15 protein-coding genes and 1 pseudogene are annotated in these 12,640 nt (G+C 43.0%); 8 read left to right on the top strand and 8 right to left on the bottom strand.

Annotation, left to right across the window (positions count from 1 at the left end; genetic code table 11):
- Positions 1-47 precede the first annotated feature (47 nt).
- On the bottom strand, positions 48-335 hold the full coding sequence (locus tag AC0IYG_RS01020; RefSeq protein ID WP_471709171.1) for a hypothetical protein: 288 nt from the start codon (positions 333-335) through the stop codon (positions 48-50).
- 610 nt (positions 336-945) lie between these two features.
- Between AC0IYG_RS01020 and AC0IYG_RS01015 the strand changes: the two genes are divergently transcribed.
- Entirely contained in the window at positions 946-2,658 is a 1,713-nt protein-coding gene (locus tag AC0IYG_RS01015) for a hypothetical protein (protein ID WP_471709170.1), read from the top strand.
- 309 nt (positions 2,659-2,967) lie between these two features.
- Here the strand turns inward: AC0IYG_RS01015 and AC0IYG_RS01010 are convergent, their stop codons facing one another.
- The 4 genes and pseudogenes from AC0IYG_RS01010 to AC0IYG_RS00995 all read right to left on the bottom strand — a co-directional run bounded on the left by AC0IYG_RS01010 (position 2,968) and on the right by AC0IYG_RS00995 (position 6,010).
- Complete coding sequence (locus AC0IYG_RS01010) at positions 2,968-3,357, bottom strand: hypothetical protein (protein WP_471709169.1); 390 nt, start codon at positions 3,355-3,357, stop codon at positions 2,968-2,970.
- Positions 3,347-3,745, bottom strand: a complete 399-nt coding sequence (locus AC0IYG_RS01005) for a Fic family protein (protein WP_471709168.1) — start codon at positions 3,743-3,745, stop codon at positions 3,347-3,349. Before AC0IYG_RS01005 ends, AC0IYG_RS01010 begins: the two co-directional genes overlap by 11 nt.
- 83 nt (positions 3,746-3,828) lie before the next feature.
- Entirely contained in the window at positions 3,829-4,047 is a 219-nt protein-coding gene (locus tag AC0IYG_RS01000; RefSeq protein ID WP_471709167.1) for a Fic/DOC family N-terminal domain-containing protein, read from the bottom strand.
- Between the two features lie 324 nt (positions 4,048-4,371).
- A pseudogene (locus AC0IYG_RS00995) lies at positions 4,372-6,010 on the bottom strand (ABC-F family ATP-binding cassette domain-containing protein).
- 142 nt (positions 6,011-6,152) lie between these two features.
- Here AC0IYG_RS00995 and AC0IYG_RS00990 point away from each other — a divergent pair.
- The 5 genes from AC0IYG_RS00990 (at position 6,153) to AC0IYG_RS00970 (ending at position 9,433) form a co-directional block, all read left to right on the top strand.
- Complete coding sequence (locus tag AC0IYG_RS00990) at positions 6,153-6,401, top strand: hypothetical protein (protein ID WP_471709166.1); 249 nt, start codon at positions 6,153-6,155, stop codon at positions 6,399-6,401.
- A gap of 265 nt (positions 6,402-6,666) precedes the next feature.
- Complete coding sequence (locus AC0IYG_RS00985) at positions 6,667-6,870, top strand: hypothetical protein (protein WP_471709165.1); 204 nt, start codon at positions 6,667-6,669, stop codon at positions 6,868-6,870.
- A gap of 166 nt (positions 6,871-7,036) precedes the next feature.
- Complete coding sequence (locus AC0IYG_RS00980; RefSeq protein ID WP_471709164.1) at positions 7,037-7,849, top strand: SDR family oxidoreductase; 813 nt, start codon at positions 7,037-7,039, stop codon at positions 7,847-7,849.
- Positions 7,850-7,901: 52 nt separating this feature from the next.
- Complete coding sequence (locus tag AC0IYG_RS00975; RefSeq protein ID WP_471709163.1) at positions 7,902-8,813, top strand: helix-turn-helix domain-containing protein; 912 nt, start codon at positions 7,902-7,904, stop codon at positions 8,811-8,813.
- Between the two features lie 233 nt (positions 8,814-9,046).
- The gene (locus AC0IYG_RS00970) at positions 9,047-9,433 is read left to right on the top strand and encodes an ester cyclase (RefSeq protein WP_471709162.1); all 387 of its coding nucleotides are present in this window, start codon (positions 9,047-9,049) and stop codon (positions 9,431-9,433) included.
- Between the two features lie 45 nt (positions 9,434-9,478).
- Here AC0IYG_RS00970 and AC0IYG_RS00965 read toward each other — a convergent pair whose 3' ends face one another.
- Positions 9,479-9,766: a hypothetical protein gene (locus tag AC0IYG_RS00965; protein WP_471709161.1), complete on the bottom strand. Its 288-nt coding sequence runs from the start codon at positions 9,764-9,766 to the stop codon at positions 9,479-9,481.
- A 489-nt stretch (positions 9,767-10,255) separates the two neighbouring features.
- Here AC0IYG_RS00965 and AC0IYG_RS00960 point away from each other — a divergent pair, with 489 nt between their 5' ends.
- Positions 10,256-10,456 carry a hypothetical protein gene (locus AC0IYG_RS00960; protein ID WP_471709160.1) on the top strand — a complete coding sequence of 67 codons (201 nt, stop codon included), beginning with the start codon at positions 10,256-10,258 and terminating at the stop codon, positions 10,454-10,456.
- Between the two features lie 130 nt (positions 10,457-10,586).
- Positions 10,587-10,748 (top strand): hypothetical protein, encoded by a 162-nt coding sequence (locus AC0IYG_RS00955; RefSeq protein ID WP_471709159.1) that lies wholly within the window; start codon positions 10,587-10,589, stop codon positions 10,746-10,748.
- 106 nt (positions 10,749-10,854) lie between these two features.
- On the opposite strand, the gene AC0IYG_RS00950 is transcribed toward AC0IYG_RS00955, so the two are convergent.
- Together AC0IYG_RS00950 and AC0IYG_RS00945 are read right to left on the bottom strand one after the other, a co-directional pair.
- Complete coding sequence (locus AC0IYG_RS00950; protein ID WP_471709158.1) at positions 10,855-11,616, bottom strand: LytR/AlgR family response regulator transcription factor; 762 nt, start codon at positions 11,614-11,616, stop codon at positions 10,855-10,857.
- Positions 11,597-12,616, bottom strand: a complete 1,020-nt coding sequence (locus AC0IYG_RS00945; protein WP_471709157.1) for a sensor histidine kinase — start codon at positions 12,614-12,616, stop codon at positions 11,597-11,599. The genes AC0IYG_RS00950 and AC0IYG_RS00945 overlap by 20 nt, the downstream gene beginning before the upstream one ends.
- Positions 12,617-12,640 lie beyond the last annotated feature (24 nt).

The following is a 12,640-nucleotide window of genomic DNA, read 5'->3' as shown; positions in this document are numbered from 1 at the left end:
AGGGGTAAATACAAAAAAGGACTGTCGCCAACAGTCCCTCCCCATTCCTAGGCTTTCGCCTCCATCTTCTCAAAACCTTCCCAAAGAACCTTCACATCAAAAAGCGCCGATTTTTCAGCCGTATCGAACGGAATATCCGAATGATAAAGCGCCAGATCGTGGATCATTTTGAGCGAATTCGCCAGCTCCTTGCAGCCCTGACATTCTACGAGATACCAAAATTCGGCTTGTGATTGCGTCAGCGGATCGCCGACATTTGATGCGTGACGTGCATTGACCGCGGGGTTGACTGAATTTGCATTCGCGCCAGCTCCTGAACCATCTAGAGTTTGCATTTGGCAATGGTTTTGAAAAGTGAAAAAAAGGAGAGGTCACCGCAAACTCTAACGAAGAATACTTCGGCCAGGTCTCGGGACTTGCACCCGTATGCCTCTCCAAGGCCGTTTAGGCCTGGCTTTCCTTAAATTAATCATACGTATTCTACTAAGAGTTTGCGGGGGTAAATATAGGGGAAAATTTTGATGGGTAGTGAGGGAATGAACTAACGGTAATTATGTCGATCTTCGAATGCCAGTGTGGATGAAGAAGCTATAAGACATCAAGATGCTTGTTGTGCTAATCTCAGCGCTTACTGCTGTTTTACCGGAGAGGAATGAGGTGGATATCATGATAATCATAAAGATATCAAAATACCTATTTCTAAATCGGAAAAGAAAAAAGGCCTGAAAATCAAGCCTTTAAGTAACATAAGGGAGAGCCAAAGATAGCGGATTTTGTGTCTCTGACCTATTAAGGCGATCTCCCTTTTCTTTATCTTTATAGCTGGGATCAGCTTGTCATAGCACATTCTCTTAACGACACAAAACTATAAATAGTTTTTATGATTGCAAACTTTACACCCCAAAATGCCCTTACTGTCTCGGAGCTCTCTATGCCCAAAAAGCCATGGAGCTCGTTTACTTCGAGACTATAGATACATATCGGGCGAGGCTTCATACACCGTTATCGATCCTGAGAGAATTAAACCAGGTACTAAAAGATTTTACTAACAATAAAATAAAAAGCTTCGATATCACTGTCGAGCCTGTAAGGTTAGAGGCGCTTGAAACCTTGAAATCTGAATTCGAATTGATTTTTGAACAAGTAGACAAGAAGCACTTTTTGACGATGCTTGAAAAAGCTAAAAAGGACGACTATCGATCTCTACATTTTGCAATACAAATTGTTGTTTCAGAGAATAAAAACTACGGCAAAAAGTTGTTCGATATCGTTGCAATTCAGATACAACAAATCAATGAGGCGCTTGCACCTACTTCGCCAGCCGCATTTATTCAGTTAACAAGATTAATAAATCACCAATTTAGTCATTTGCTAACGCTGGGATATTCAAAGAACTATTTATATAAGCTGGTTTATAAAATATTCAAACAAGGTTCACAGCATACTTTTGTCGAAGCCTATACATTTTTATCTTCATTAACCACAAGGGAGACAGAAGATTATACTGTTGTATTTTGCCTATGGTCATCAAAGTCTGTAGAGATAGATGTGCAAACTCGTTTCAAATTGAGTGAAGATCAAATAAACGAATTTACTCAAATCAATGCGGCATCACGGACATTCTTTGAAGGATCCAAAAGAGTATCCAGTCAAGGAAAAGGTTTCTACTTGGGAGTACCATGTAAGGGGATAGACTACGTTTCGGTTATCAGGGAGGCAAAGAAAGTTCATGGAAGTGTAGTCGATCTTTTGCATTTAGGATTTCCCTTGGCAAAAATTGATACTTTTAGAAATGCACTTGTGGTAGGTTCGGTGGAAAGAGCGAAAACTAGCGAAAGAACATCTGAGTATTTTCTAGACGGGCATTTCAAAAATAATCAAGATCTATATGACAAATTCGCGTCAAAAATGATTGCCGTCGTCGTTAGTGAGCGTGTTTCAAGCGAGACAAAAAACAAGATTATTTCAGCAATACGCTATTTGAGACTAGGATGGGAAGCTTCTGAATTAGAACAAAAGTTTGTGAATTTTTGGATTGGATTAGAATATATTTTCTCGAATTATGATGTGGGAGAGAATACCATCAAAAGAATGAAGAGTTTTTTTGTCTCTGCTCACAGCCTAATTTATATAAAAAGAAATATGCATGAGTTCCATAGAGATATAAATAGATTACGGATCTCCAATTTAATCCAAGGGTATAATGACGATATGAGCTATCTCAAACTTCCTGAAACTTATGATTCAATAATTGCTACTTTTTCAGAGTCAAATCCCTTACTAGCCTTTCGGGCTTATAAATACAAAGAGTGGGTCACGGATGTAAGAGTCAGAACAGAAAGAATTGGCAGACATGAGAAAAATTTAGAAAGGCACTTAATGCGACTGTATAGAATAAGGAACGAGATAGTTCATGATGCCGCAATTCATGCCAATATTGAAGTTCTAACTGGAAATCTAAGATATTATCTTTCATTTGTATTGAACAGTCTCCTAGAATATTTCAATAATGCAGCAGAAGATATAAATCAAGACGGAGTTATAACTATTGATGACTTTTTCATTCATCAAGAGATAAAATTAGAGAGTGTTAGGCATCGATCCTTTTCCATTGATGATCTTTTCAATGTGAAATCAGTAACTGAAATATTTAGTTAATGAACCAGTCATCAAAATGTAAAAGCATTCAGGCGTTGAAGTCTTCCTCAAAACCTGCTGAACCATCATTTGCAAAAGACGGTGGCGCGTCATGATAGCTTTGAGCTTCTATTAGGTCGTTGAGACAGCAGTATATTAAAGCTAAAGGCAGGTATATGAACCGTGAAAGACTTTATTAAACCCGAAACGCCGCACTCATCAACATCTGCTCACCGCGACTGATTCCAATACACCTGCCCCCTTCTTCCATTCCATTACAGCTGATTCAACTGATCCAGTATTTCATCCATTTGCCGAAATAAAAAATAGCTACTGAGAAAGAATCCTATGTAATTCAAGATTGACAAAATAATGATTACCCCCAATGCTCTTCATTTCAACTATGCCCATATCGGTCAATTTTTTAAGATATTGACGAGCGGTGTTTTCTGCAAAAATGCTTTTTTCGGTAAAATGCCTCACCTTGGTGAAAGGGTTGGTAAATATTACTTCAATGAGCGCTTCGGGACGTGCTATGCTCGTTTCTGTCCTTACCGCATCAAGTATTGCATCTCTTGTTGAGATGATATCATTGATTTTATAATAGGTGTCGTTGGATGTAACCTCGACAGCTTTAAGCATATAGATGATCCAGTCTTTCCAGGAAGCTCTTTGTGTAACGCCTGCCAGCGCATCATAATAGCCCTGCTTATGATCCAAGATATACTTGCTCGAAGAAGAGAATTGGCAGGTCGAGTAATCCTTTTTCGACCAGATAGTGGATGTTGAGAATTCGACCAGTTCTGCCGTTTCCATCCCTGAATGGATGAATGGCTTCAAACTGCATGTGCCCAATGGCCATTTTGATCAGAGGATCCGCTTTGAATTGATGGTCGTCATTCAGGAATGTCAACAGATTATCAATTTTTGCTTCAACAATGCCAGCTCCGCGAGGAGGCGTATAAATGGCTGTCCCGGCATTTGGTCCTGTTCCGCCCTGCCGGATATATGTTTGCGCAAAGGGTTTGCGGATGCCATCCGTCTCCCCGGTAATTTTTTTGTATACTAGCTCAATATACTCTCTGCTGAACGTGTGGTTTTGTTTCAAATAGGTATACCCTTCCCATAATGATTCGCGATAGATGCAGGATTTCTTTGGATGGGCTTTGCTGAACCTGGTTGGGATTATCACTAAATGCCCATATACAGCTCGTCGTCTGTTGTAAAAATATTTTCTACTGCACTTGATGCTTTTGCTTCTTGTAGACTGATCGTATTGATCAACATGCCCTGATTGGGTATCGCGGAGCTTCTTCCTTGTAACCGTGCAATTGCAGCCTTAGCGTTTACTAATTGTTCATAGATTTCTAACGTCCGGTAATGCTCTTCTCCGATAGGAAGTTCGGGCAAGACTGTTCCAGGGCTGACTCCTGTCTGGATTAATAGTGTATGGCATTGTTTCCGGAAGATAATTGTGCAAGCGAATGTCTTTGGTCAAAGATAAAAGAATTAACTTACCTAGCATTAAAAATCGTCTATTTTAATGCTAGGTAGCGGCTATGACCCTTAAAAACATGTTTAGACCTACACCTTACCTTAAAAACTTGCAATTTTGATGTGAGGGCACGATCTTCATATTAGATAGCGACGAAAAATCCTATCTAACATTAAAAAGCGTACGTTTTAATGCTAACTAGGGCAGATTAAGGAGATCGAAAACAGTGCCAAATCCTCCTACTTCGCCAACTGCAAATCCGCAATACTCTTAATCCGGTTCCTTTCCAAAAACGCATCAATCGTCTCAAAATGCTCGATCACACGCTTATCCTTAAACTCAAAAACCTTCTGAAGACAAGCCTTGTAAAAAGTCACGATCGTGGGACACCAGCACCAATGTTCCGTCAAAGTTCCTCAGTGCTTCTTTCAAAACATCCTTCGATTTCAAATCCAAATGGTTCGTAGGTTCATCGAGGATCAGCAGGTTTACAGGTTCCAGGAGCAGCTTCACCATGGCGAGGCGGGTTTTTTCTCCGCCTGATAATACGCTTACTTTCTTGTCGATGTCTTCGCCCTGGAACATGAATGCACCCAGAATATTCTTGATCTGAGTCCTTACATCTCCTTCTGCGACTTCGTCCACCGTTTGAAAAATCGTTAGATTGGGATCCAGTAACGATGCCTGGTTTTGGGCGAAATAGCCGACCTTCACATTGTGCCCCAGCTGGCAGGTTCCGTCCACATTGATCTGGCCCATGATAGCTTTGATCATTGTTGATTTTCCCTCACCATTCCGGCCGACGAATGAGACTTTTTCGCCTCTGGAAATGGTCATGCTCGCATTTTTGAACACAACCTGATCGCCGTAGGATTTTGACACATCCTTCACAGTCACTGGATAGTCGCCTGACCTTGGCGAAGGTGGGAAACGGAGTTTCAGGGCTGAGTTATCGATTTCGTCGATTTCAATGATTTCCAGTTTTTCCAACATGCGCTCGCGGGAAGAAACCTGGTTAGTTTTGGAGTATGTGCCGCGGAAGCGTTCGATGAATTGCATGTTGTCTGCAATCATTTTTTGCTGTTCCTGATATGCCTTAATCTGGTGTGACCTGCGTTCCTCGCGCAACACCAAATAATGTGAATAGTTGGCTTTGTAGTCAAAAATCCGTCCCATGGTCACTTCAATGGTTCGGTTAGTAATGTTGTCGATGAAGGCCCGGTCGTGGGAAATGACCATTACGGCATTGGCCTTATTTACCAGAAAATCTTCCAGCCACATCACAGATTCAATGTCAATGTGGTTAGTAGGCTCATCGAGCAAGATAAGATCTGGCTTTTGTAAAAGGATTTTGGCCAACTCAATGCGCATGCGCCACCCGCCGCTGAATTCCTTGGTTTGACGCTGAAAATCTTCCGGCCTGAATCCTAATCCTTTCAATGCTTTCTCAACTTCTGCGTCGTAATTAACTTCTTCGAGCTGGTAATATTTTTCACCTATTTCAGTAACCTGCTCGATGATCGCCATATATTCATCGCTCTCGTAATCCGTGCGGGTTTCGAGCGCGAGATTCAGCTTCTCCATTTCAGCGCGCATTTCAAAAGCCTGCTTGAATGCTTTGGCGGCTTCTTCGAAAACGGTGCAGCTATCTTCGGTCAATAAATGTTGCGGCAAATAGGCAATTACGGCATCTTTGGGTGCACGTACATGGCCGCGATTGGCTTTTTGTTCCCCCGCAATAATTTTCATCATGGTGGATTTCCCCGCTCCATTTTTACCCATCAGGGCAATTTTATCTGTAGGATTTATCACGAAGGAAACTTCGCTAAAAAGGACAGAACCGCTAAATTCAACGGCTAAATTCTCAACTGTAATCATCGTCTCATTTTTTGAAGCCGCAAAGGTACGATGATACATTCATTGATCAACAGCATTGAATTAATTGTTAATCACAAGCGTTTTTCAAGTGAAGATATTACTTCTCATTTTAAATAATTTAAAGAAAAAACGACTTAAAAATATGGACTTACGCACGACATTATCAGTGAATGAGAGCTTTTTGGAAATGCTGGTTGATATCAAAAACCGCGGAGCAAAAGCCGAAATGATCCTGGACATTAACGGACTGGAACGGGCCGAGGGAGTTATCAAGGAAGTTCATGCTGACGATCAAAACCCTTACATTGAACTACAGGACGGGACGAAGATTGTTGAAAAAACGATTGCTGCGCTGAATGGACTTTTCAGGCCTGAATATGCTGGATGTTAAACGCTATGGTTGCACCGAATTCAAGATTAAAATTTGATCGCTCCACCAAAAATACCGAACAATGTGATATGTCACCGCGCAGACAAATTTCGATCGAATTTCATCGAGCTTCCGATTTTGCTGCAATGGAAATCAAGGATAGGAAAATTTGAGGGCATTGTTTCTCTTGGACCAGAACTTCGCTACCGGATCGGCGATATGAAACTAAAATACACGTCCCGAACTTTCGTACGACGGGGTTACAACGAAGGACTAGTCGGGGGAGGTGAGTCTGGACGGTGGCTTCGGGTATAGAAAATTCGATTATGGCCTTGCAGGTGGCGCAGGCATTGCTTATCCCACAAAATCTTTAAAAATATTCGGTGAAGCACGTTATCATCTCGGGCTCCGGCCTTTGGTTGACGAGTTGAAAATGTACAACCGCGGCCTGTCATTCCATTTGGGCGTGCTGTTTCCGATGGGAAACTAAACCAGTAAAAATTTCGCCTCGCCAACAGTCCTCGCATGCCTAAACTCCCGCCCCCATCATCTCGACCAGAAAACCGTAAAAAGTATACAACAACCCTGAATTCGTATTCATACCAGCCCGGTTTTCACCCCGACCTTCTGACGCATCAATTTAACAATCAGAGATCATGAAAACCATTTTAATTACAGGAGCAAGCAGCGGTATTGGTAAAGAAACTGCTAAATTATTTCAAGCCCAAGGCTGGAACGTTATCGCTACCATGCGCAATCCGGAAACCGAAACTGAATTAGGGGAATTAGAAAATATATTGGTTGCCAAACTGGACGTGCTCGATCCTTCCTCCATTGATCAGGCAGTAAAAGAAGGCATTGCCAGGTTCGGGCAGATTGACGTTTTGTTAAATAATGCCGGTTATGGCGCTTATGGCGTGCTCGAATCTTTTTCGAGAGAGCAGATCATCCGTCAGTTTGATACAAATGTGATCGGTTTACTGGATGTGACAAAAGCTGTACTGCCGCATTTCCGAAGCAACAAAAGCGGTATCATTATCAATGTTTCGTCGATCGGTGGCAAGATGAGCTTTCCGCTCGGAACCTTGTATCACGGTACTAAATTCGCGGTCGAAGGCATTTCCGAATCGCTGCGCTACGAGGTGGAGGAGTTTGGCGGACAAGTCAAAATCGTAGAACCAGGCGCGATTGCTACTGATTTCACAGGCCGCTCGCTCGATTTCAGCAATGATGAAAGCATGACGGAATACCAGCCGATCGTCGGCAAACTGCTGGCAGCCACGCAGGCGATGTTTGGGCAAGCGTCGCCAGCCAGTGTTGTGGCCGATGTGATTTACGAAGCTGCAACAGACGGCACAGATCAATTACGGTACGCGGCGGGCGAAGACGCCAAAGCCATTATCGCGCAGCACCAGCAGACCGACGATGCTTCTTTTACGGGCGTCATTAAGTCTATGTTTGGTTTATAATTTAAAGATCATTATGCCTCATTGTCAGCACAATGAGGCTATATTTGTTTTTATGAGCACAAATATTCACCTGCACACCGTTGAGGAATTGTTCAAATTTTTCGGGCTGGACCAGCCTGTGCACCACCCGCTCGTGGCTATCATCGATTTCGGCCAGGTTCGCGAGGCGGACATTGGGAATACCAAAATTTCGACGGATTTCTACACGCTGATTTACAAGACTTACAACCGGAATCACGTGAAATACGGGCGGAAGCTGGTCGATTTTACAAATGGAAGTTTGATCTGTCTGGCACCCAATCAGGTGCTGGAAATGGACGACGATACCGATGGATCATCCCAGCCATTGGGTTGGGGCCTGGGCTTTCATCCCGATCTGATCCGGGGCACGCCGCTGGGTGACAAAATGAAGAGTTACAGCTTTTTCTCCTACGAGGTTTCAGAAGCATTGCATTTGTCGGAAAAGGAAAAACAGATTTTGACAGACTGTGTTCAGAAAATCGAAGCTGAACTAAACGAAAATATTGATGTGCACAGTCAGTCGATCCTCGTATCGGGGATTGAAATGTTGTTAAACTATTGCTCCCGGTTTTACGGCAGACAGTTTATCACCAGAAAAACCTCCAATAACGCGGTGATCGTGCAGGTGGAGAAGCTCCTGAACGAATATTTCGGGCTGGGCGACCTCAGCGAACGCGGCCTGCCGACGGTCAGATACCTTGCAGAACAGGTCAATTTATCACCCAATTACCTGAGTGACCTCCTGAAAAAGGAAACCGGCAAAAACGCGCAGGACCACATCCACTATCACCTGATCGAAGAAGCCAAAAACATTCTTTTAAGCAGCAGCCGCTCAGTCGGCGAAATCGCCTACGGTCTCGGCTTCGAATATCCCCAGTATTTCAATAAGCTTTTTAAACAGAAGACCGGGAAAACGCCGGTGGCGTTTAGGAATATGAATTAGTGGCTTCGTACGGCATCACATTTCGTTGTGGATCAGTATAAAAAAAGGACTGTCACCAACACTTAATGCGTGAAGTGCATCATTCGTTGGGGCTAAAACTGCGCTCGTATATTCCTGTCAGTGAGGTCCGATAGAGATCAGTATATCAACTCAAAACAGCCTTATTACTACATTCAAACCTGTTTAATCGTAAATCCTTCAAAAAATGACACTGGAAGAGAGATAAGAAGTTCATGAGCAACTTCATTGAAGAAGTAATTAATAAAAAGAATCTGGATGCGGCTGATGACCTGGCAGCAGCGGATTTTATTGAGCATCTGCCATTCCCGGGCCAGGGACCCGGGAGAGAAGGGCTAAAATTTGCGATCAACGCAATGCTTACCGGATTTCCTGATATGAACTGGACGGTGCAGGAGCAAATCGCAGAAGGCGAAACGGTTGTCACCCGGTTTACCTGGACCGGAACCCACGACGGCGCATTTATGGGAATCCCGCCAACGAATAAAAAAGTGGAAGTTTGGGGTGTCGTAATCGATGTGGTCAGAGACGGGTTATTTGCTGAAAGCCGGATCATTATGGACACAGTGGGGTTATTGCAGCAAGTCGGTGTAATGGGTTAACAATGAAATAGGGTGCCTCTCGATTTGAGACACCCTATTTCATTTCTAAACCTTGCCCGCCATCCTTTGAAATCCCTCTACAAGTAAATTGACATCAAAAAGCGCCGACTTTTCGGCCGTATCACACGGAACATCCGAATGATAAAGCGCCAGATCGTGGACCATTTTGAGCGAATGCGCCAGCTCCTTACAGCCCTGACATTCTACGAGATACCAAAACTCGGCTTGTGATTCTGTCAGCGGATCGCCGACGTTTGACGCGTGACGTGCATCATTCGTTGGGTTGACTGAATTTGCATTCGAGTCGACACCGGGACCATTTGGAGTTTGCATTTAAAATGGATTGGGATGAATGAAAAGGAGAGGTCACCGCAAACTCCATCAATGGAAACCATCGATCAGGTCTCGGGACTTGCACCCGTATGCCTCTCCAAGGCCATTTTGGCCTGATTTTAACTAATGATTTCATAAACATTTAATGGAATTTGCGGCGCAAATATAGGGGAAAGTTTTGATGGGTGGTGAGGGAATGAATGAACGGTAAGCAATACTGCACTTCATTGAACACTGACAATGAGAGCTTCTTTGAACAGTTTCCTTTGACTTTTTGTACTACATTCGTATCTTTCATTACTTACAATGACCGAAAGACTATGAACCAGTCAGCCAAATACAAAAGCATTCAGGAATTGAAGTCTTCTTCAAAGCCCGCTGACCTATCTTCTGCAAAGTCAATGGAGCGTCATAACAGTTTCGAGCGTTCTTTGAAGTCCTTAAAGCAAGAGTACGTTAAAGCTGTTTCCAGCAAGAAATAGTGACTAAATGGATTATACTGGCATCATTCGTTATATCTGCGACATCTTCAATAAACATTCAGTAGAATACATGATTGTTGGCGGCACCGCCGTCGCACTTCATGGGCATTTTAGGAAATCCACCACATTGAAAGGCGAAGTTGTAGACAAGCCTGACTTGGATTTTTGGTACAATCCAACCTACGAAAACTATTACAACCTTCTTTAAGGCCTTAGAATTTCTTGGAATAGATGTAACAGCATTTAAGGAAGAGCAGACTCCGGATCCCAGAAATTCATTTTTCAGATTTGAATTTGAGGATTATACGCTCGATCTGCTTCCAAACATTAAAGCCCCTTTGAAATTCAGAATATCATTCGCCAAAAAGGAAGTTGTTCAGTCCGAGGGCGTTGAAATTTCCTTCATTAGCTTCGACGACCTGATCGAAGACAAAGAAAGCCTGGGTAGGGCAAAGGATTTTGAGGACGTTCAACACTTGAAACAGATCAATGAATCTTAAGAGGTTAATGTAAATGCATGAATAGCATCCATTATCTACAATTAAGCAAAAATTTAAAAGACGAACTAAACCTGCGACTTTCTAACGTTAGTCCAACCCCCAAACCTCACCGATTCTCCATCCACCCCAGAAAAGCTCCCGCTTTTTCCTTATTAATCAATAACTGCTCAGGCGTTTCTATAACCAGCTTGACGTACAACTTTCGCATAAAGTAATGCTCAATTTCCTTGATTGCGGAGAAGTTGACGAGATATTGACGGTTTACGCGGAAAAATTGCTTTTGGCTAACGGATGAGGCGATTTGATCGAGGGATTGGGTGAGGGAAAATTCTTGTCCGTCGAAACACATGATCGTTGAAGTTTCGTTTTTAATGTAGAAAAAGGCGATCTGGGCGGTTTGGACTGTCGTGTATTTCTGATGCTTGAACACCAAAAAACTGGTTTTCTCGGCTTGCGGAGCCATCCTGTTCAGTAACTCGCTCAGGTCGGGAATTGCTTTTTGCTGGAAAAAGTTTTTCAGGTCGTCGACTTTACTGAGTGCGGCTGCAATGTGTTCTTTTGAGAATGGTTTCAGCACGTAATCCACGCCGTTTCGCTTGAATGCTTCCAGGGAATATTCATCGAAAGCCGTACAAAAAACGACGGGACAAACGATTTCCACCGACTTGAAAATGTCAAAACTCAGCCCGTCGGCCAGCTGAATGTCCATGAAAATCAGGTCTGGCTCTGGTCCTGTCGAAAGCGCTTCAACTGATTCTTCGATGCTCTGGTATGGACCCGTGATCTTGGCTTGCGGACGTAATTCTCGAAGGATATTTTCAAGGGACCGGGCTGTTTTTAGCTCGTCTTCAATGATTACGATGTTCATAAATGATCGGAAGTCTGACCTGAAATAGGTTTTGGCCGTTAATTACCTCCACCTTTTTGTTTAGTAAATGACTGTATTTAAGCTCGATATTCTTTAACCCCACACCCAGGGAATCTTCCTGATTCTTCCTTAACTGAACCTGGTTTTCAACAACAATGCTTTCATCGTCGCTGAAAATGCAGATTTGTAATGGTCGGTTCAATGATACGATGTTGTGTTTAAGGCAATTTTCGATTAGTAATTGTAATGTAAAGGGCGGTATTAATGTATCCAAAACGGCTTTATCCAGCTTGTTTTGGAAAATAAACCCATCCTCAAACCTGGCCTTTTGCAAAAAAAGATACGCATTCATAATCTCCATCTCTTCTTTCAAAGGGATCAGATCCAGCTTGCGGCTTTCAAGCGTATAGCGGTAAAAGTTGGCGAGTTTTAATATAAAATCCACCGACTGCTCATCGTTGGTTTCGACCATTGCTTTAAGCGTATTCAGACTATTGAACAGAAAATGTGGATTCACCTGCTGTTTCAAAAGATCATATTGCGCGCTCAGATTATCATTCCGAAAGCGTTCCAGTTCCATGCTCACATGCTGGTTTTCATAGTTCTGTTGCAGCATGTTCAGGAACATATAAAACACCAGATTGATCAAAATCCCGCGCACTTCCACCATCAGCATGGCCGGGCCAAAATCAATGTGAGAAAGGATAAGCTGCTGAATGTAAGCGAGTCCGAGCATAAGGACCAGGCCAAAAGCAAGCGAGTTCAATAATTTGCCGTACGATATCTGCTGTCCCTGCGCACGGTTGTTTTTGCGCGAAAGCATGTAAATATTAAAATACCACATGATCACCGCAAAAGCAGCCGTAATGCCCGCATTCACAGCCGCTTCCAAAGGCACAAACTTGTGCGAAGCCAGCTGCGGCACCGAAGAAAGCAAGCCGATCACGATGGCACTCGTCCAGATAATTGTATTCGAAACTTTCAATGTTGCTGGTGTCATCTAAATCAATCGGTCAATGTGCGA

This window comes from Dyadobacter sp. AC419, from assembly GCF_979253085.1.
This window is presented reverse-complemented; position numbering and strand designations above follow the sequence as displayed.

What these genes read in the sequence shown, in the direction of transcription:
- AC0IYG_RS01020 (WP_471709171.1), bottom strand. Translation starts at nt 335, where the DNA reads ATGCAAACTCTAGATGGTTCAGGAGCTGGCGCGAATGCAAATTCAGTC.
- AC0IYG_RS01015 (WP_471709170.1), top strand. Translation starts at nt 946, where the DNA reads ATGGAGCTCGTTTACTTCGAGACTATAGATACATATCGGGCGAGGCTT.
- AC0IYG_RS00990 (WP_471709166.1), top strand. Translation starts at nt 6,153, where the DNA reads ATGGACTTACGCACGACATTATCAGTGAATGAGAGCTTTTTGGAAATG.
- AC0IYG_RS00980 (WP_471709164.1), top strand. Translation starts at nt 7,037, where the DNA reads ATGAAAACCATTTTAATTACAGGAGCAAGCAGCGGTATTGGTAAAGAA.
- AC0IYG_RS00975 (WP_471709163.1), top strand. Translation starts at nt 7,902, where the DNA reads ATGAGCACAAATATTCACCTGCACACCGTTGAGGAATTGTTCAAATTT.
- AC0IYG_RS00970 (WP_471709162.1), top strand. Translation starts at nt 9,047, where the DNA reads ATGAGCAACTTCATTGAAGAAGTAATTAATAAAAAGAATCTGGATGCG.
- AC0IYG_RS00965 (WP_471709161.1), bottom strand. Translation starts at nt 9,766, where the DNA reads ATGCAAACTCCAAATGGTCCCGGTGTCGACTCGAATGCAAATTCAGTC.
- AC0IYG_RS00960 (WP_471709160.1), top strand. Translation starts at nt 10,256, where the DNA reads ATGGATTATACTGGCATCATTCGTTATATCTGCGACATCTTCAATAAA.
- AC0IYG_RS00950 (WP_471709158.1), bottom strand. Translation starts at nt 11,616, where the DNA reads ATGAACATCGTAATCATTGAAGACGAGCTAAAAACAGCCCGGTCCCTT.
- AC0IYG_RS00945 (WP_471709157.1), bottom strand. Translation starts at nt 12,616, where the DNA reads ATGACACCAGCAACATTGAAAGTTTCGAATACAATTATCTGGACGAGT.